Below are 20636 nucleotides of genomic sequence, written 5' to 3'. Positions count from 1 at the left end.
TATATATTCTTTCTTTATCTATTTATATTATAAATTGTCTTTTTATACCGCAGAATTAAAAGTTTTAACCTTATATCTTGTAATAATTTTATATATTTATAAGCATCTTGACTAGAAAAATCTGGATTGATATAATTAAATTTGTAATGATACACAACATTGTCACTTCTGTTAATATATTTTTTTATTCAATCCTTTTTACCTGTTTTTTTCAATTTTATGTCAGATTTATTCTTAAAATAATGATTTCATAGCATGAAAGGAGGGTTTTTTACATTTCTACCGAATATTCTTTTGTCAAAATATACTACAACTTATACCGCTTGTAACCTGCATATTCTTCATATGTCTACAATAAAATCGTAAAACTCTTATTATTAGATTAATAATTACAAAATTTCTTCTAAAATATACAGCATCTTTCACTATCTATAAATTAAATTTAAAACTCTACAAATTTCCATATAAATACTTAGAATATAACAAAAACTTAACTTTTTGCAAAATAAGCTATACTTTGTCGAAATATTATGTTTTACAGGTAGAGAGAAGTTCAAATAAACAAATTAAACTTAGTTACTTTATGATACTAGGTACGTTTTTTAATTTTGAATTTTCAACCCAAATTCAAAATTTATGAAGTAAAGGATTGTTTAAAACTTATTTAAAAGAAGATGTTGTAAAAAATAAAATATGAGGTGATTTATAAATGGAGGCATCAAAAAAGTGGACAAGTTCTAAAAAGACTCTAGCGACCTTAGCTTTATCTTTTCTTTTTGTATTGGCTTCAGTTATACCTGCTAAAGCTTATACATTTTCAAGTCCTTCCGTGGAAGTAATGTACAAGCTTACTTCTATCTTTGAAAACAGTACTACAACTCTAAAATATAATTATTGTGAAAATATAGGGGATGGAAGAGGATACACTTTCGGCTTCCCTGGATTTTGTAGCGGTACTTATGACGGCACAATGTTTTTACAAGAATATCAAAAACTTAACCCTAGTAATAAATTAGTTAAATATATACCTGCTTTTCAAGCCATAGATGCTATGCCTCATCCAGATGGTATGCAAAGCAGTACTGCTGGACTTTCAGGTTTTCCTGCTGATTTTGCATCTTGTGCAAGTGATCCTGCTTTCCAAACAGCTCAGCATAATCTAGTAGATAGGTTGTATTGGAATCCAGCTCAAGCAGCAGCTTCTGAAATAGGCGCAACTTTGCCAATAACAAAGGGCGAGCTTTATGACGCATTTATAAACCATGGCGAAGATGGCGCAAGAGACATAATGAATCAAACAACTCAAGCCGTTGGTGGAACACCTAAGACAGGAGTCTCTGAAAAGACTTGGCTAAGCAAATTTTTAAGCATAAGATACAATATACTTGTATCAGATCCAGCTTGGAATGGTTCTGAAGACAGAGTTAAAGTTTATCAAACACTTTTAGCAAATAATAACGTAAATCTTACTGCACCTTTAACAGTTACTTGTTATGGGGACAATTTTACAATTACCACTTCTACCACAAATCCTACACCAGTTCCAACTCAATGGTCTTCAATAACTTCAGTATATAATGGAAGTTATATATCTGCTGATAACTATGGTAACAACCCTCTAGTTGCAAATAGAACAACCGCTGGAGATTGGGAAAAATTCCAGGTAATACAAAATAGTGATGGAACAATATCTCTACTATCAAAAATCAATAACAAATATGTTTGTGCAGATTTAAATAACGGTACAAAACTAGTTGCAAGAAGTACCACAATCGATGGTTGGGAAAAATTCAAGCTAGTAATCTTAAGTGATGGAAATGTTGGACTTCAAGCTATGGCAAATAATAAATATGTATGCGCTGATTATAATAATGGTGGCGTTTTATATGCTAATAGAGATTCCATAAGTGGTTGGGAGACTTTTTCTATAAAGGCAGCTCAGTAATATCATAATAAAACTAAGTCAATAAATAAAAAATGCACCTCTAATGTTGGACAATTCTACTGACATTTTGAGGTGCATTTTTTCTAATTCACTTAAAATCAGAGTACTTTAGAACTGTATAGTCAATCGTGGATTTTTATAATGCTTAAAGTTCAAAAAAATCTAAAGGTAATTCTTCTAAGCTCTTCTTCAATCTATTTTTATATAATTACCAGTAAAATAAGCAGTCTTATATCCAACACCAGCAAAATAAGTAGCTAATACATACTTGCCTACTACTTTATGAACAAATACCCTTTCTCCATTTTTAATATATCCCATTTTTATACTTTCTGGAGAAGGTTCATATCTTGCATCTAATTCAGTGACTACATTAACCACAGTTGCATTTGTATCTATAGCTAATACCTCTTGTTTTGAATTTACCCATACTTTTTCAGATGTCTTGCTTAAGGTATCCTTCCAATAAATAACTGGTAAAAAATACTCTTTATCACAAACTTCAGCTAATATCTGAATTCTTTCGCTAGCATATATCTCTCCTATGTCAATATAAGAAGCTTCTCCTTTATCTCTCGCATCTAAGGCAACTAGAGCAGTTGCGTTAGTGCTAAAACTGCTTTGATTTCTTATATTATTCGTAACTTCGGGATGAATACCTTGAACATTTTGTTTGGTATCAGCTTTAACTTCAGCTGTTGTGTTATCAATTATAGCTTCAGCTATGCATTTCCCGATAAAATCAGGTCCTTTTTCTTTATATATACTTACATCTTCTGTAGCTTCTACAAAACACACTTCAATTATCATCGCAGGCATTGAGGTTTTTCTCAGTTCATATAACGTAGTAGAAGTTTTGACTCCTCTATTTCTAAAGCCTGTTTCTAATGCTATCTTCTTCACTACACTAGTTGCAATAGGTTCTGATTGTCCTCCAGTAGAATATATCCAAATTTCTGTACCGATAGCTCCATTATAACTATCGTAGGCTTTATTAAAATGTATTGACGCGAAAAGTTCTGCTCCAAAACTGTTTGCATTATTTACTCCATATACTAAATCTGTATTTTGGTCACATTCTCCTGGAGTCACATCTAAAACATTTTGTCCTGCTGCTCTTAAATACTTTATAACAGCATCTTTAACCTTTCGATCTTCTGTAGTTTCATCAATAATTCCTGATGCCCCTACCGCTTGAAAATTATGACCACCTCTTATTGCTATCTTCATTTACTAATGCCTCCTTTCATTTAAATTTCAATTCATATTTAATTCTAAAATAGCACTTAACCCTAATCTAATTTATAAAAAGCTCATCTTAATATAGTTTAAATCACTGAGTTTAAGTAACTAAAGATTTGTACTTTTCTATACAGTAAAAAAGAGACTCTAACGAGCCTCTTCATTGTTATTTTTCATTTCTTTTCTATTACCATCCTTAAGCTGAACTAAAGCATCTTGCAACTGTTCTGGTACAGGTAGTCCAAGTTCCACACAGTTTTCTAATAGACTTATGCCTTCATTTGCTATATAAAAATAGCACACTAAGGTCCTAAATACCCATGTGCCAGTATTAAGAAGCTTATCTAAAAGAACTGCTACAATAAGAACTATGAATATAACTGACTTTCTAGCTATTCCTTTTAGCCCTACATCACTAGAAATTATCTTGTTTATATAAGCTTTTATAACTCCTGTTGTATAGTCCAGTATCATAAAAGCAATTAACACCATAAGAGCAGTATCCCATACACCAAAAATCCAAGTTGCTACTGTTCCTATGGCTGCTATTGTTGATGTTAGTATATTTTGTTTATCTATTTCTTATGCCTCCTTTCTTATATATTAATTTGCAAAACAAAAAGTACTTACCTATAACTAAATATCTTATTATAACAATCCGTTTTCAAAGCTTATTTAGTACATATTCTTCAAAAACTTTACAAACCACTAATTACACTTCTTTAATTCGAAAAATTAATTTACACTGATTAATTTATAGTAATTATATTCTAATTTTTTTGTTACATTCTTAAATTATCATATACTTTTGGTATTTATTAGTTTATTCTATAATTAAATAGAACTTCTTAGCTCTGTCTTAAAACTTAGCAATGACCATAAAAAATAGATCATATAACTATGAAACCATAAGAGTACCTGGAATTTCTCCCAAGGAGGATATCATGAGAAATAGAAATAAGTTTATTGATATATATACAGAAATACCAGACAATGCGTCAATACGAAGTTTAATTGTAGGCATCGCTTTAATTATAAATGTCTTTAATTATATGCTTTTTTCTCTTTATAACACTACAGGAGTTTCTACTTCAAAAGATTTTACTCTATTCCTTATTATTTCCGTTGTAATCTTCGATATATTTTCTTTGGTATTTTATATTATCGTAAATAGAATAAACATCCTATTCCACCTATATACTGCTATCTCATTAATAGGAAGTTCAATCTTTTATTTTTTTATGTCTTCACAAATTTTCATTTACGAATTAGATAGTGATTTAGCCTATACAATTATTGGGATAAGCTTATTGATATATGTTGTCATTATTGTTGCAGTTATCTCAAATATAAGGATTAAAATTAAAAATACTTACGTTAGGAAAACTCACAACAAAAAATTTGCAGGATTAATAGGTTCTTTAGGCGCAGCAATTGGAATTACTATTTCAAAGCATATAACATTTAGAAGCGTTCCTCTTGGCATAATTATTTTGTTATCGTCCTATCTGCTTATTCCTACTATATCAGGCTTCCACAAATTCTATCTAGTCATGAAAAATAAGTATAAATAATATTTGTGAAGTGTTTAATTGATTTCACATTTTAAATATTCTTATATAAAATTGATATTTTAAAAAGTAGTGTGAATATAATTTATTATTAATAAATTCCTCACACTGCTTTTTTGTGATAAAATAAATTAACTTATTTTGATTAATTTATTTGCAATCAGATTACTTTTCTACTCTCCAAATAGCAACTTAAGTAACCACTCAATTTTATTTGTAAGATATTCTTCTGTCTTTTCATCACTTAATTTTTTTGATATAACATAGCCGGCAACAGCACCAAATACTCCTCCTATAATTGAGCTCGCTACTGGTAATTCAGGCGCAGCAATAGTTGCTACCGTTGATGATATTATTCCACAAACCCATGTAGTTAATCCATTATGCACTGTTGTAACAGCTAAAGCTACAGCTACATCTCTTAAAGAATGAATATAACCTTCCTTTTCAAGTTTTACTAGATCTGCAAAAGTTCCTACTGTAACTCCTGCTAAATTAAATGCTTTATCTATGCCTTCTAAAAACTGCAATCTCGCTCCTTTACTAAAGCCAACACTAATTCGCTCAGGTATAGATGGCGCAGACTTAAGTTTATATTCATCAATTAAACGTCTTGTACCATTCAAATCATATTCATACACTCTCATAAATCCAGGCTTATTAGTATCGTATTCCTTTGTTCCTAGTAAGTAAGCAGATGTTTCGTTATTGTAGAAAGCATTACACAGAGAAATTATATCTGACTGTGAAGGAGTATAATCAAAATCATCTTTTTTATTAAGATCTGAAAGAAAATATTGTTGTAGGTTATTTCCAAAAATCTCATTAACTCTTCTGTAATATTCTTCTTCTGTAATTGGCCCCCAGCCACGTCTTATTGTATCTTCTATCCAGTATTCATTTTCATCTTCAGTATCAGGTGGCTGAACCCCATCTCTTATTATTTGTATATAATCCTTACTAACATATCCAAATCCACTTGAATATTGTATCTTATACCAGTAATATTTTTCTGCTACTATTTGAACATATGCGTCTGGAGATAATGATCCAATAATACTTGAAGAGATGTTTGCATCGCTCCTCACATTTAGAGTAGAATTAACATCTATTACTTGTCCCTTTACAAATAAAGGAACCTCATCACTAATACTGTTATTTCCCATAGATTTTATTAAATTTTTCACTGAAGTTACTATCTTTTGTGAATATCCTCCACTTACTACATCACTATGGCTATATGCGCTTGATGGAAGTTCTATTAAAGTTGCTTTTGCTCCAATAGATTTAGCCCACGCAATTAAGTATCCGCTATCTTCTCCATACCCAGTTTTTTGGGTAAAACCAAACTGATTAATAAAATATTGTCCTATCTCAGTATTACCAATAGCATCATTTTCCCATCCGTGAAGATCTATTACAACTAATTCTCCTAAAGTATCGTTATTTATTCTTTCTATAAAACCTTTCAAACTTCTTGATTCAGAAACACTTAAAGGTGCATCACCTGTCCAATTTCTTGTAGTTCCATGAGGAGTAAATCCTATAGGGTAATCTCTGTTAGTATCTACTGCTCCTACAATCGTACATCTACCCGGACCATTATTTGTATATCCCTCTATAAGTCCATCTGGATTAGCTGACGGTATTACATATACAGTCCATCCATTTGTTGAACTATTGGCAAGCGAAGTAATTAAATCATTTCCTATATACACTAATTCAATTCCATCTCTATCCCAATGATCTTCAAAACCATGCTGTTCGCAAACAAATACTAAAGAATTGCTTCCACTACCTATCTTATAGGCTGCTAAATCTCTTCCTTTACCACTTGTACCATACACTATTCTTTGAGCACCAGATGCAGACACTTGAGGTATTGTAATAGGATTTATTGCACTACCTTCATATCTAACATAGCCAGACTTAGTATTTGGTCCTTTATCGGTATTATAAACAACGTGTGTCATTCCATTTTTCTTATATAATGGTGTTGCAGCTTCGTATGGATTTAATGAACCTAAATGAGCTCCATTTTCATCCAACACCTCTTCTGCCGTTGATCCATTATGCCATTCACCTTGTCTATCATATTTTATTAACGCTGTAGCATTAGTAACATATCCTTGTCTTACTACACTTCCTGCTGGATATTGAACTAAAACTAGTTGCTTAGTATACCCTACGTCTAATACAGTAATTCTATCTCCATTGGATACTTGTCTTCCTGATATCATATTTCCATTTGCATCTCTTAAATATAGATCATCACCTACTACTTGTGCGTTGTTAGGATAAGTAAATCCACCTGGTACTACCTCTCCAGGAACTATACCACCTGTAGGATTTGTTGAACCAGTTCCACCACCATATACAACATAACCCGACTTTGTGTTTGCTCCTTTGCTAGTATTGTATACTACATGAGTCTTTCCATTACTAGCTTTATATAATGGTGTTGCTACTTCGTATGGATCTAACGAACCAAGCACCGCATCATTTTCATCATATACTGTTTCTGATGTAGAACCATTCTTCCAAGCCCCTTGATTAAGATACTTTATTATATTGGTAGAGTTGGTAACATACCCTTGTCTTACTGCAGTTCCTGCTGGGTATTGTATTAATGTAATCTGCTTAGTATAACCTACATCAAGAACAGTTATCTTGTCACCATTGTCTACTTGCCTTCCTGAAATTACATTTCCATTTGCATCCCTTAAATAAAGAACATCTCCTACTACTTGAGCATTATTTGGATACGTAAATCCTCCTGAAACTATTTGTCCTGGTTTTATATCTGGATAATTTTTTGCCATTTTTTCATTCCTCCATTAATTTTGTTTTTTAAGTTTTTAATAATTTGTTTAACTAAAATTTGTGTTTCTAATTGCTTGTAAAGTTATAACCTCATAAGCATCACATCCTTTCACGTTAGAAAATTTAGTCAAAAGAAAAAGCACCTAGCGATTAACTAAGTGCTTTGCTCTTAAACAATTTCTATGATGTAATACTAACACATGGAAACTAAGGTATGTAATAAGCTGTTTATAAGAATAATATTAGATTTTTATTAGATTTTCATTTATCACATAAATGTATCAACTTTACTAACCTCTATTATAACAGCCTTAATATCAGCTAGAATAATGGTATAATAAGTATTAATCCCAATATATTAGGAGTGGTAAAATGATCTTCATAATAATAGTCATCCTTATCTTTGTTGCATTTGTAGTTATACTAAATCGCGCTGGTAATAAGAAAGAAATCATAAGAAAATACAATATGTACATATTAAAAGGAACTGAATATCTTGGCTCAGGAAATGTTGAAAAAGCATTTGAATTATATGATAAAGCTATTGACATATATCCTGAACATTTCTATGCACACAACTTAAAAGGTCAATTGTACTATAATAATAGAGACTTTACTCTAGCCCTTGATGAGTTAGATAAAGCAATAGAACTATGTGATAGTGATGTTGACACCTACTATTTTAGAATATTATGTAACTTTACACTTAAAAATTATAATAATGTAATAAATGATTGTACAAAAATTCTAGAGCTTAACTATCTTAATATAGATGCGTATTATTTAAGAGGTAAATCTTATTTCGAAATTGATGATTTTGAGAATGCTTTATCAGATATGAATACTTACTTAAATAGTGTAAACAATAACGAATTTGCTTATTACATTAGAGCAATGTGCTTTTTTTACACAAATAAATATAACTTGGCTGTTAACGATATGGAAAAGTTTATAGACTTTAATCCTAGTAATATTTCTTACTATATGAGAAATAGCTCTACAGATGGTAAGGTAAATCTAATTAAAGATACTTTAAATTTGTTGTATGATTACATAAAAATACATCCCAATGAAATACTCCTTTACATCATGGCTGTTAATAATCATATATTACTTAAAGAATACGATAAAGCTATTTCTATAGCTGAAAAAGCTATAGCTATTAATGATAATATCAAGACTAATAGCTTACTATGGGAATCATATGTAGAAAGTTTTGATTTTAATTCTGCACTTATTGTTTCAAATAAAATATTAAGTTTCGATAGCAACAATAATGTAACATTAAACAATAGAGCTTTTGTATTAATTAGACTTAATAAATATGAAGAAGCTCTAGAAGATATTACGAAATCCATAGAAATTAATAATACATTAGCGGAAGCCTATAAAAATTATGCTCATATACTGTACAAGCTAGGGAATATACCACTTGCTAGAGAAAATATAGAAAAGGCTATAGAAATTGACCCTGATAATGGCGATTTTTATATTGTTTCAGCTGCTATAAACTTATACGAAGATAATCTTGATGAATGTTTTAGTAATTTAAATATAGCAAAAGAAAAACTTATTTGTTATTATGACTATCTTGATGATTGCATATTTGATAAGATAAGGGGCAATTCGGTCTTCCTAGATTTATATAACGAAGTTCACTGAAACTTCTGAAATCATTGAAATATCTAGGTTTAATCAGTATAAAAATTTTATAATTCTCTTTACAGAAAAAAGAACTTAGCCATAAACTAAGTTCTTTTAATATATAAAATCTAAATTTCTCTATCTACAAACTGCTCCCACATAATCAAAATTATACTTCCAGCTAGGTAACACAAAATATCCTTTATATCAAAAGATGTTCCTAGTATAACTGAAGCCACTCTATTACTTCGTAAATGTAATAAATCAATAAATTTAAAATATTGTATTACCTCTACTGCTGATGCAAATAAAAATAGATACACTGGTAAAAATTTTATTCTTTTTGTTATGATCCCTCTAACCAATGTATATAGTAGAATAACCACAAGTATATCCCCTATATATGGCCTGACTATCGCATCGTGCACATAAAGTGCAATAAGGGTTTCTATTATAAATAAAATAATAAAACTTAGTATGTATCTTATATTTATCTTCATTACTTCTACCTACTCTCAATAACTTAATATATAAATTGTTAGCTTGTTAGTTTAATTGTACCTAATTTAAATGTTTTATAAATTACTTTTACTAATAACTCTTGTTATCGATCCACTGTATTACAAATCTTCTTTCACATACTATAATTATAGACCTACACCTTAAGAATTTATATACGATATAATTACACATATTCCAATTTAAGTAGTTATACATAAAGGAGCATACATAAATTTGTATTAACCAAACTTATGTATGCTCCTTGATACTATCCACTATTATATTAAATATTCATTAGTGGGATAAGCTTATTTATTATCTTCTTCTTTTTATCGATTATATATATATCATTCATACAGATAATATCTGCAATCTGCTTGTACTGCAACTTTTTAAAATATCTAAGTTCTATCAGTTTATATTCGTCTTCACTTAATATACTTAGTACATTATTTAACCTCTCAAGTTCGATTTCTTTACTTCTTTTTAATGAAGTTAGATAACTTATCCTGTTTTCCTTATACTCTATTTCATTTTCCACAGAGGATGAAATCTTGTTAGTAGAGCTTGTCCTCTCACCATAGACCATTGCTCCCACTCCCCTATACTCATTTCTCACTTCTTCTATATCCAAATCAATATTTTTAATCTCAACCTCAGTTTGTTTGTAATTATAAAGCATTGCCTCTATTTTTTTAAACTTATCACTTGTCCCCATCTCATCACCTCTTACTTATAAATTTTCAAATTTTTATATACCATATCATTATTTAAGACATTACCGCTTACTCTTCTATGTTTATTGATGTACCACTTCATAATAAAATTTATATTTTCGGATTGAAGTGTTTCATCTTTAGATTTAATTAATATTAAAATAGATGTCCTGAAGAAGCACCTTAAATATCACTTTCTTCATATACTATCAAAGCTCCACTAAAGCTCTTAACCTTACTAGCTTCAACATAACTACTAATTGAGTATTTTATGTCGATAATCTTAATACTAGGATTATCTATTATAAATTTATTAATCTCCTCTGTTAAATCTCTCTTTCTCTTTAATTCTAAAACTTTAGTCATTAAATTCTCCATCCTTTCTGTATTCTTTGAGAATATAATATCATGTTCTATCAGAATATACTAATTGCTTATTTCCTAAAAAAGTGCGATTTTTGGAATTTATATCAAGTTTTAAGAACACACGTTCGATTTTTCTTTGTTTTTCTATTGACTTCATGTTCTGATAGGATATAATATATTCTATAAGCATATATTGTGTTAATACGTATAAAGGAGTGATTATTGTGTTCGGCAAGAACATAAAGGCTATAAGAGAAGCTAAAAAGATTGGGGTTAATGAATTATCCAGATTGAGTGGGGTTAATGCAAGCTATATTAGTGCTTTAGAAAGAGATGAGAAAAAAAACCCTTCAGTTAATACCTTAGAAAAACTAGCTGCTGCACTTGAGGTAAGCATAGATGAAATCATGAAGCTTAACTCTACTCAAAGCGCTGAACTTTCTGACTCAGAGGACAGAAATTTAAATGTTAAAGATGATTCTTCATTAAATGACACTGGAGAATTTAAAACTGCTGAAGAAGCAATGAAATTTATCCTAAAACAACCAGCTATTATGGGTTATGGCGGATTTGACATAAAGAAACTCTCAGATGATGAAATGGTACAATTTGCAAATGAACTATTAAATCAACTGCAATTATTGGGGCTTAAATATAAGAAGTAAAGGGTGATTATATGTATTCTTGGATCGATGATATAATTTCAGGAATTAGAGAAAATTATAATACTGATAATGTTTATGAACTATATGACTATCTAGAAATAAAAATACATAAAATTGAAGCATCTAATATTTTACTGAGAGGTAACGATAGCTTTTATTATCGTGACTTTAATGATAAAGAAATTGTATTCATTAGAAATGATATTAAAGATACTATGGAAGCTTTTATATTATTCCACGAATTAGCTCATGCCCTACTTCATACACAAATCTGTCAGGCTGCCTTTAATAAGAACTTTACAAACCTTGGTAAATTCGAAAAACAAGCTAATTACTTTGCTTTCAAAATGCTTAATGTAAGTTTTGACAAGGTTGAATTAGAATCAATGTCTATTGACCAAATAGCAAGCTGTATTGGCATTTCTCCTGAACTATCCTATTTAATAACTGATTATTAAAAGGATATCAAAGTATTTAAAATGGCTATATTTAGATATTATAAAATTTATATAGTTTCATTTGTAGTTAAAATAGTGATTTTAATACTTCTCTGATATATCATACTTTTATCTTGACTTGTTGCATATCCTATATTATAGTAAAGTACGTAATTATATAATTTAATAAAGACAGTTCGTAACCATCCTGTCTATAAACAAAACTAGGACGTATACTACCCGTCTAGGTAGTGTTTTTGTTTATGGGCTTTTTACGCCCTTTTTTAAACTAAAAAGTATGTCATAGGATTTTACGAAAAACTTAACTTATATATGTTGTATTCTGGAGTGACTAAGCTCTGAATCAATATCTATAAGTTAATAAAGTTTAGTAAAATCCTTTTTTTATTGTTTAGTAATTAAAACAAATCATGGTTCGAGTTGTACAAGTTAAGGGGGATTTAAAATTAAGAAGATAGGTTTAACAACAACAGTTCCTATAGAAGTTCTTATTGCTGCTGGATACACACCAGTGGATTTAAATAATGTTTTTGTAGTGTCTGATAACTATTTAAAATATATAGATATGGCTGAAAAAGATGGCTTTCCAAAAAGTATGTGCACTTGGATTAAAGGCCTCTATGGAGCTTGCTTAGAAAACGGTATAAAAGAAGTAATTGGCGTTATGGAAGGTGACTGCTCCAATACTAAAGCTTTAATTGAAGTTCTTCAATTAAAAGGAATAAAGGTACACCCCTTCTCTTTTCCACATAGCCACAGCCTAGAAGATGTTGAAAGAGAAATAAAGAAACTTATGGATCACTTCAATGTTGAAGAAGCAGAAGTTGAAACTGTTAGAAAAAGATTAAATGAAGTTAGAGCTCTTGGAAAAGAAGTAGACGAATTAACTTATATAGACTGTAAAGCCAATGGATTTGAAAACCATCTTCATCAAGTTAGCTTAAGTGATTTTAACGGAGATATTGATGTTTTTGAGGCTGATCTAAAGAAAGCAATAAATGAAATAAGAACAAGGGAACCAATAAATAAGAAGCTTCGCCTTGGCTACATAGGGGTTCCTCCAATGACCGCTGATATATATGGTTTTGTTGAAAACTTCAATGCTCACTTTGTATATAATGAGGTTCAAAGAGAATTTGCTTTTCCTAGAGGAGTTGAAGCAAAAAATATATATGAGCAATATTATGACTATACTTACCCATATAACACTGAATTTAGAATCTTAGAACTGAAAAAGCAAATAGAAGAAAGAAAGCTAGATGGGATAATCCACTACACCCAAGCTTTCTGCTATAGAGCTGTTGAAGATATAATTATAAAGAATAAACTTGATATTCCTATATTGAATATCGAAGGTGATAAATTAAATACTTTAGATGCAAGAACTAAGCTTAGGTTAGAGGCTTTTCTTGATATGCTATTGGATTTAAAGGAGGCTAACTAATGAGAATTCTAGGTATAGATCTTGGCAGCAGAGAGGTTAAGATCGTAATGATGGAAGACGGCGCCATAGTGCTAAAGAAGAAAATCAGTACCATGAGATTTTACAGAGATTATTGCCACATGGACGGTAAAATAGTGGTTGATTTAGATAAACTAGAGATTGGCCATTTTGATAGGGCTGTATCTACAGGTTACGGAAAGAATAACACTGACTTAAAGCTATTTACTCAAATAAACGAAATAAAGGCTCATGCTTACGGAGCAATCTATCAGAGTTCTTTAAAGGATTTTATACTATTAGATGTTGGCGGACAGGATGTTAAGATAGTCAAAATAGAAAAAGGTTTAACTACCGACTTGGAACTTAATGAAAAATGTGCTGCTTCCTGTGGAAGATACTTAGAAAACATGGCAAATGTTCTTGAAATTTCTTTCGAAGAGATGAGTAAGTATTCCGAAAATCCTGTAGATCTTAATTCTACTTGTGCTGTATTCTCAGAATCAGAACTTATAGGAAAAATAGCAGAAGGAGTTGCCGTAGAAAGATTATGTGCAGGAGTTAACTACTCCATGTACAAGAGATTGCGCCCTCTTTTAAGTAACTTTAGAGGTGATAAATTGGTTCTAACCGGCGGTGTTGCTAACAACTCTGCTATAAAAGGTTACTTAAAGAATGATTACGAAGAAATAATTTCTGTAGAAGAGCCTCAGTTTAATGGAGCAATTGGCTGTTGTTACTATGGAAGTAAGTTTTTAAAATAGATTAGGGGGAGAAACATGTATACTTTAAAAGCAGAACACAGCTTTGATAGTGCTCACTTTCTTTCAAGGTACGAAGGAAAATGCGCAAATATTCATGGTCATAGATGGAAGGTTGAAATAGAAGTTCAGGCTGAAACTCTAGTGTCTGAGGGTCAGCTTAAAGGAATGGTAATAGATTTCGGTGATTTAAAAAACGATGTTAAGGCTATGGTTGATTATTACGATCATGCGTTGATAATAGAAAAAGGATCTATGAGAGAAGAAAGCTTATTCTGTCTAAAGGAAGACGGTTTTAAGATAATAGAATTGAATTTTAGAACAACAGCAGAAAACTTTGCAGCTTTCTTTTATAGAACAATGAAGGAAAAAGGCTACAACGTTAAGAGCGCTACAGTTTATGAAACACCTACAAATAGTGCTAGATATGAAGAAAGTGGGGTTAACTAATATGAATTTTAAGGTTGTTGAAAAGTTTGTAAGTATAAATGGTGAAGGCCGTAGATGTGGTCAATTAGCTATTTTTATAAGATTTGCAGGCTGTAATTTAAATTGCAGTTATTGCGATACAACATGGGCTAATGAAAAAAACGCTCCCTATGATCTTATGTCTTCAGAAGAAATATATAACTATATAAAATCCACAGAGGTTAAAAATATAACTCTAACTGGTGGTGAACCACTTCTTCAAGAAGGAATAGTTGAATTACTGGAACTACTAGCTAAAGATAAGGAACTTCACATCGAGATTGAAACAAATGGTAGTGTGCTGCTTGATACTTTCTCAAAAGTCGAAAATCCACCAAGCTTTACTATGGATTATAAGCTTCCGTCAAGCAATATGGAAAAGCAAATGAACTTAGATAATTTTAAATTCCTAACAAAAAACGATACTGTTAAATTTGTTTCTGGAAGTTCTGAAGATTTAGAAAAGGCTAAAGAAATAATTGATAGATATGATTTAGTTGAAAAAACAAACGTATATATTAGTCCCGTATTTGGACAAATCTCCTTAGATAGTATTGTAGAGTTTATGAAGAACAACAAGATGAATGGTGTTAATCTTCAAGTTCAGCTTCACAAAATAATTTGGGAGCCATCAAAGAGAGGGGTATAAAAATATGGCAATTGATATAAAAGCAATTGAAGAACATATAAGAGGTATTTTAATAGCCCTTGGTGACAATCCTGAAAGAGAAGGCTTAAAGGATACACCAAAACGTGTGGCTAAAATGTATGAAGATGTTTTTAACGGTATGAACTATACAAATGATGATATTGCATCTATGTTCAATGTTACTTTTGAAGATGATTTAGATATAAAGAACAACAATAACGATTTAGTATTTATGAAAGACATAGAAATATTTAGTCACTGCGAACACCACTTAGCTTTAATGTACAATATGAAGGTTGCAGTAGCCTATGTTCCTAACAAAAAAGTGATAGGTTTAAGCAAAATAGCCAGAATAGCTGATATTGTAGGAAGAAGACTTCAGCTTCAAGAAAGAATTGGAACTGATATAGCTGAAATTCTTCAAAAAATAACCGAATCAGAGGATGTAGCTGTAATAATTCAAGGTGAACATGGCTGCATGACTACTAGAGGGATAGAAAAACCTGGAACTAAAACTATAACTACTACCCTACGAGGTAGATTTAATACTGATCCAATTTTAAATAATAAACTTATGATGCTTTATACTAAGTAAAAATATATAAGATTAAGAGGATGGTGTAATTATGAATAAGCAAAAAGCAGTAGTAGTATTTAGTGGTGGACAAGATAGTACAACTTGTTTATTTTGGGCAAAGAGAAAATTCAAAGAAGTTATAGCAGTTTCTTTTGATTACAATCAAAAACACAAATTAGAATTAGAATGTGCAAAAGATATATGTAAAAAACATGGCATCGAACATCATATCCTAGACCTTAACCTATTAAACCAATTAGCTCCTAATTCATTAACTAGACAAGACATAACTGTTGATAAAAACGCACCTACTGAAGGACTTCCTAATTCCTTTGTAGATGGAAGAAACTTATTATTCTTAACTTTTGTAGCTGTGTTTGCAAAACAAAGAGGAATAAATACAATTATAACTGGTGTTTCTCAAAGTGATTTCAGCGGATATCCAGACTGCAGAGATGTATTTATAAAATCTCTAAATGTAACTTTAAACTTAGCTATGGATTATCAATTTGAGATCTTTACACCTTTGATGTGGATAAACAAGGCTCAGACTTGGAAGATGGCTTATGACTTAGGGGTTCTAGATATAGTGAAAAATGAAACCTTAACTTGTTATAATGGTGTTAAAGGAAATGGCTGCGGAGAGTGCCCTGCCTGCAAACTTAGAAAGAATGGTTATTTAGAGTTTAAGAATAACTTTTTATAAAAACTCCTGCATAACCACTTAATTTCAATAATCTATTTGAGCATAAAAACTTAATAAGAGAAACTACAATATAAATTATAGCTTACACTATTATAGCTTTAGTGTAAGCTTTTTATTTTGCAAATTTTCCTTAATTGTAAAATGAAATTCCATAGTGCAGAATTTATTTCTAATCAAGTTTATAGAGTTTGTATTGTAAAGTACGGTATAGATTTTTCATTTACAAATGTTAATATTTAGAAGACTAATCAAGATTAATGGTTGGTCTTCTTTTTGTTTGATGATTGAAATGATTTATTGTGATTGATATCCTTGTTGTGCTGGTGGCAGATAAGGAGGCAATCATGTCTAAGTATTTGACTTACGAAGAACGCCTTGATATTCAGGCGTGTTTGAAAGAAAATCTTTCTTTTGGATCAATAGCTCAGAGATTGAAGAAAGATAGTACTACTATTGCTAAGGAGATTAAAAAGCATGCAATCGAAATAAAAACTGGATGTAGCGGGTGGCCGTACAATGCCTGTAAGGGCCGTTCGGGCTGCAAACAGAAGCGGATTTGTAAAAAAGAAGATTGCACTCATCCTTCTGCACAGTATTGCAAACTTTGCCGGAATTGTAACGACAAATGTTTGGACTTTGAAGAAGAAATTTGCTCAAGTCAATTTAAACCACCTTATGTTTGCAACGCATGTGGACAGTTAACTAAATGTACCCTTAGAAAGACGATGTATTATGCAGAGGATGCTCAGTCTACCTTTAAAGAAACCATATCAGAGTCTAGAAGCGGAATTCTCTCTAGTGAAGCGGAGCTTGCAAGACTGAATACTTTGATTTCACCACTGATTAAACAAGGGCAGTCGATACACCAGATTTATGTCAATCATGTTGATAAACTCATGTGCAGCGAAAAAACGCTCTATAACTACATAGATGCATGTCTCTTCGATGTACGTAACATTGACTTACCCCGTAAGGTAAAATATCGCCCTCGCTATAAGAAACCAGAATTTAAAGTTGATAAAGGATGCCGCGTTAATCGTAACTATAAAGATTTTCAAGCTTTTATGGAAAAGCATCCAGAGCTTTCTGTAGTCCAAATGGATTCCGTCATTGGAAGCAAAGGTGGAAAGGTTCTATTAACTCTTCACTTCGTGGATACCAGTCTTATGCTGGCATTCTTGCGTGATTCAAACACCTCGCAGTCAGTTATTGATGTGTTTCAACACATTTATAAAGCAATAGGAAAAGAAGAATTTAAAAACCTGTTCCCAGTCATCCTGACAGACAATGGCAGTGAGTTTTCTAATCCTAAAGCCATTGAATTTGGCCCAGATGGGCTTAGAAGAACTAATATATTTTACTGCGATCCAAGTAGTCCATATCAAAAGGGTTCAATAGAGGTTAATCATGAATTGGTGAGGAGGATTGTCCCTAAAGGGACTCATTTCGAATCATTAACCCAAAATGACATATGTCTTATGATGAACCATGTAAATTCATACAAAAGAAAAAAGCTGAACAACAAGAGCCCATATGAGGCATTCAGCTTTTACTATGGAGAAGATTTACTACACCGGTTAAATTGCTTCTCAGTAGCCGCTGAGAAAATCATTTTAAAACCAGTACTTCTCAAACAATAACACGTAAACAACCAATTGCCACCAGCATACTTTACATTCTATATGACTGCAGTAAGGGTGGATTTTCCGATTACAAAAAATCGAACGAAAAACGACCTTTTCTTTAGTATGCACTTTTTTACGTGTTAGTATCATAATTATAGCAGAATTTCTCAAAAAAAGAGTATCTTACCCAGGATTTTGGCTTACAAAATTGGATATTCGTTTTCAAAACGGGACTTTTGGTTACAAAACGAGAACTTCGTTTTCAAAATGGGATTCTTGGGCTACAAATGGGAAGTTCGGATTACAATTCACCATTCACTACTCTTTCAATCCTCAAAGCACAACAAATAGCAACAAAGTATAATAAATAGCAGTATTTTTATTGACTTATACATTTAACTAATCTATAATTAAGCCATACTCAATTAGCAAAGGAATGATTATTATGGAAGAAAAACTTTATACCATTGACCAGGTTGCTGAAATACTTGGTATGCACCACAAAACAATACGAAAATTTATAACCGAAGGAAAACTTAGAGCTGCTAAGGTTGGTAAGCAATGGCGAATCTCTGGTCATGATCTAAGCTTATTCATGGAGAACAGTGATATTCAAATAGATAGAACGAAAGAGGAAGAAAATCTTATAGAATTCTCTACAAGTAAATCAACTTCATCTAACAGTCAAAATAAAATTAATGTATCTTCAGTTGTTGACATAAACGAGTTGAATATAGATGAATATAACAGAATATCAAATTCTCTTTTAGCCCTAATGAACAGCAAAGACCCTAATTTAGGACTTTCAACTATAAAAATGCAGTATTCGGAAAAAGAAAATAGATTAAGAGTACTATTATGGGGTGATATCAAATTTACAGAAGAAGTATTAAGCTTCATAAAACTATTAACGGAGAAATGAAAATGAAAACAGCATTTAAATCAAATATTATGAAAAAACAAGTTATTGAACAGTATGATAAAATACTAAAAGCTTCTAATTTGAATTACGAAGAGCTTTATATCGATACTAATTATGGTAGTACTTTTATAATAGCTTCAGGAAAAATAGATTCCCCTCCCCTTATATTACTCCATGGCGCAGGTATGAATTCAGCTATGTGGGTAGGTGATATAGGTGAGTATTCTAAGAATTATAGGGTGTATGCAATTGATATACCCGGTGACCCTGGTAAAAGTGATGAAAGACAATTTTCTTTAAAAAGCTCAGCTTATTCAGACTGGCTTTATGCAGTGCTTAATTCTCTTTCTATAAGTACTACAAGTATTATAGGAATTTCTTTAGGTGCATGGTTATCAATAAAGTTTGCAGTAAATTATCCAAACAGAGTTGATAAACTTATATTAATATCTCCTTCTGGAATTGGCCCTCAAAAAACATCTTTTATGTTTAAAGCAATACTACATAGTCTTCAAGGTGAGAAAGGCATGGAAAAACTATATACTAAAGTAAATGGAAATAAACCTATTCCAACTACAATGCTTAAATATCAAAAAATCATTAGGAAAAGCTTCAATTTTCGTTATGAGCCAATACCTATATTTTCTGATGAAGCGCTATTGAAACTCAAGATGCCACTTGCCCTATTCGTAGGAGATAAAGATATAATGTTACACTCAATTAAAACTGCTGACCGCTTAAAAACACTGCTTCCTAAAGCAGATATAAATTTTTTGATGAATACTGGTCACGCAATAACCAACATCAAATCAGATATAATAGATTTTTTAACAATAAAACACTAATCTTTATCGATTAGTGTTTTATTGTTAAAAATTTAACTTGACTTAGTAGACAGACTGGTCTATTATATGAATTGTAAGATATATTTCTAATTAGGAGACAAAACCATGGTTAAGAACACAAAAGGTGAACAATCAAAAAATAACTTAATAGAATGTGCAGCTAATTTATTTATACAAAAAGGCTATAATGCTACTGGAATAAACGACATTTTAGAAGGCACAGGATTGCCTAAAGGCTCCTTCTACTTTCACTTTAAAAGTAAAAAAGATTTGGCGATAAGTGTTTCTGATTATTATGAAAGAAAAATTGGTGAGATGGTATTAAACTCTGCTAAGGGTAATCAGTGGGAAGCTTTTATAAAAACTCTAACAAATACAATGATCTCTGGTGCAGAAAATAACAAGCATTTTGGATGCCCTTTTGCAGTACTAGGACTTGAGATAGCATTTTCTGAACCAGATCTTGCAGAATACTATACTAAGTCCATGAATAACTTAATTTATATTTTCGCTGAGGTTCTTAGATTTTCTAAAGTTCCTGAAGAAAAAGTACTTACTCTATCCAACCGTGCATTTGCTATATACGAAGGATATCTAGTGTATTATCGTTTAAGCAAAGATATAAATACATTAAGAAGAATGTCAGATGATCTAATTTCAATCTATAAAGACTAAAGAAACTCTCTTTAATCCTAATATAAATATACATAA

General features: G+C 31.1%; 21 protein-coding genes. 15 read left to right on the top strand and 6 right to left on the bottom strand.

Going from position 1 to position 20636, the window contains the following annotated elements:
* Positions 1-709: 709 nt before the first annotated feature.
* Positions 710-1945: a chitosanase gene (locus tag OCU55_RS15960; protein WP_261853289.1), complete on the top strand. Its 1236-nt coding sequence runs from the start codon at positions 710-712 to the stop codon at positions 1943-1945.
* Positions 1946-2134: 189 nt separating this feature from the next.
* Here the strand turns inward: OCU55_RS15960 and OCU55_RS15955 are convergent, their stop codons facing one another.
* Positions 2135-3175, bottom strand: a complete 1041-nt coding sequence (locus OCU55_RS15955; protein WP_261853288.1) for an N-acetylmuramoyl-L-alanine amidase — start codon at positions 3173-3175, stop codon at positions 2135-2137.
* A gap of 159 nt (positions 3176-3334) precedes the next feature.
* Complete coding sequence (locus OCU55_RS15950) at positions 3335-3766, bottom strand: phage holin family protein (protein WP_261853365.1); 432 nt, start codon at positions 3764-3766, stop codon at positions 3335-3337.
* A gap of 365 nt (positions 3767-4131) precedes the next feature.
* On the opposite strand from OCU55_RS15950, the gene OCU55_RS15945 reads away from it, so the two are divergent.
* Entirely contained in the window at positions 4132-4761 is a 630-nt protein-coding gene (locus OCU55_RS15945; protein WP_261853287.1) for a hypothetical protein, read from the top strand.
* Positions 4762-4931: 170 nt separating this feature from the next.
* Here the strand turns inward: OCU55_RS15945 and OCU55_RS15940 are convergent, their stop codons facing one another.
* Positions 4932-7580 (bottom strand): SH3 domain-containing protein, encoded by a 2649-nt coding sequence (locus OCU55_RS15940; RefSeq protein ID WP_261853286.1) that lies wholly within the window; start codon positions 7578-7580, stop codon positions 4932-4934.
* Positions 7581-7953: 373 nt separating this feature from the next.
* Between OCU55_RS15940 and OCU55_RS15935 the strand changes: the two genes are divergently transcribed.
* A complete protein-coding gene (locus tag OCU55_RS15935; protein ID WP_261853285.1) occupies positions 7954-9243 on the top strand; it encodes a tetratricopeptide repeat protein in 1290 nt (429 codons plus the stop codon).
* Between the two features lie 110 nt (positions 9244-9353).
* Here OCU55_RS15935 and OCU55_RS15930 read toward each other — a convergent pair whose 3' ends face one another.
* The 3 genes from OCU55_RS15930 to OCU55_RS15920 form a co-directional block, all read right to left on the bottom strand.
* Positions 9354-9725 carry a ribosomal maturation YjgA family protein gene (locus OCU55_RS15930; protein ID WP_261853284.1) on the bottom strand — a complete coding sequence of 124 codons (372 nt, stop codon included), beginning with the start codon at positions 9723-9725 and terminating at the stop codon, positions 9354-9356.
* A gap of 284 nt (positions 9726-10009) precedes the next feature.
* Positions 10010-10444 (bottom strand): sigma-70 RNA polymerase sigma factor region 4 domain-containing protein, encoded by a 435-nt coding sequence (locus OCU55_RS15925; protein ID WP_261853283.1) that lies wholly within the window; start codon positions 10442-10444, stop codon positions 10010-10012.
* 181 nt (positions 10445-10625) lie between these two features.
* Positions 10626-10808 (bottom strand): sporulation protein Cse60, encoded by a 183-nt coding sequence (locus OCU55_RS15920; protein WP_261853282.1) that lies wholly within the window; start codon positions 10806-10808, stop codon positions 10626-10628.
* A gap of 224 nt (positions 10809-11032) precedes the next feature.
* On the opposite strand from OCU55_RS15920, the gene OCU55_RS15915 reads away from it, so the two are divergent.
* The 12 genes from OCU55_RS15915 (at position 11033) to OCU55_RS15860 (ending at position 20600) form a co-directional block, all read left to right on the top strand.
* On the top strand, positions 11033-11473 hold the full coding sequence (locus tag OCU55_RS15915; RefSeq protein ID WP_261853281.1) for a helix-turn-helix domain-containing protein: 441 nt from the start codon (positions 11033-11035) through the stop codon (positions 11471-11473).
* Between the two features lie 11 nt (positions 11474-11484).
* On the top strand, positions 11485-11931 hold the full coding sequence (locus tag OCU55_RS15910; RefSeq protein WP_261853280.1) for an ImmA/IrrE family metallo-endopeptidase: 447 nt from the start codon (positions 11485-11487) through the stop codon (positions 11929-11931).
* A gap of 445 nt (positions 11932-12376) precedes the next feature.
* Complete coding sequence (locus OCU55_RS15905) at positions 12377-13375, top strand: 2-hydroxyacyl-CoA dehydratase family protein (protein ID WP_261853364.1); 999 nt, start codon at positions 12377-12379, stop codon at positions 13373-13375.
* Entirely contained in the window at positions 13375-14136 is a 762-nt protein-coding gene (locus OCU55_RS15900; protein ID WP_261853279.1) for an acyl-CoA dehydratase activase, read from the top strand. The genes OCU55_RS15905 and OCU55_RS15900 overlap by 1 nt, the downstream gene beginning before the upstream one ends.
* Positions 14137-14151: 15 nt before the next feature.
* The gene (gene queD, locus OCU55_RS15895; protein ID WP_261853278.1) at positions 14152-14583 is read left to right on the top strand and encodes a 6-carboxytetrahydropterin synthase QueD; all 432 of its coding nucleotides are present in this window, start codon (positions 14152-14154) and stop codon (positions 14581-14583) included.
* 1 nt (position 14584) lies between these two features.
* Positions 14585-15250 carry a putative 7-carboxy-7-deazaguanine synthase QueE gene (gene queE, locus OCU55_RS15890; RefSeq protein ID WP_261853277.1) on the top strand — a complete coding sequence of 222 codons (666 nt, stop codon included), beginning with the start codon at positions 14585-14587 and terminating at the stop codon, positions 15248-15250.
* Between the two features lie 4 nt (positions 15251-15254).
* Positions 15255-15845 carry a GTP cyclohydrolase I FolE gene (gene folE / locus OCU55_RS15885; protein WP_261853276.1) on the top strand — a complete coding sequence of 197 codons (591 nt, stop codon included), beginning with the start codon at positions 15255-15257 and terminating at the stop codon, positions 15843-15845.
* A 31-nt stretch (positions 15846-15876) separates the two neighbouring features.
* Complete coding sequence (queC, locus tag OCU55_RS15880) at positions 15877-16533, top strand: 7-cyano-7-deazaguanine synthase QueC (RefSeq protein ID WP_261853275.1); 657 nt, start codon at positions 15877-15879, stop codon at positions 16531-16533.
* A 344-nt stretch (positions 16534-16877) separates the two neighbouring features.
* Positions 16878-18173 carry an IS30 family transposase gene (locus OCU55_RS15875; protein ID WP_261853274.1) on the top strand — a complete coding sequence of 432 codons (1296 nt, stop codon included), beginning with the start codon at positions 16878-16880 and terminating at the stop codon, positions 18171-18173.
* A 430-nt stretch (positions 18174-18603) separates the two neighbouring features.
* On the top strand, positions 18604-19080 hold the full coding sequence (locus OCU55_RS15870; RefSeq protein ID WP_261853273.1) for a helix-turn-helix domain-containing protein: 477 nt from the start codon (positions 18604-18606) through the stop codon (positions 19078-19080).
* 2 nt (positions 19081-19082) lie between these two features.
* Positions 19083-19925 (top strand): alpha/beta fold hydrolase, encoded by an 843-nt coding sequence (locus OCU55_RS15865; protein WP_261853272.1) that lies wholly within the window; start codon positions 19083-19085, stop codon positions 19923-19925.
* A 105-nt stretch (positions 19926-20030) separates the two neighbouring features.
* Positions 20031-20600 (top strand): TetR/AcrR family transcriptional regulator, encoded by a 570-nt coding sequence (locus tag OCU55_RS15860; protein ID WP_261853271.1) that lies wholly within the window; start codon positions 20031-20033, stop codon positions 20598-20600.
* Positions 20601-20636 lie beyond the last annotated feature (36 nt).

The organism is Clostridium folliculivorans (assembly GCF_024341905.1).
GTDB lineage: Bacteria > Bacillota > Clostridia > Clostridiales > Clostridiaceae > Clostridium_AR > Clostridium_AR folliculivorans.
Note: the sequence above shows the minus strand (reverse complement) of the source record. Positions and strands in the feature narration are given on the sequence as shown.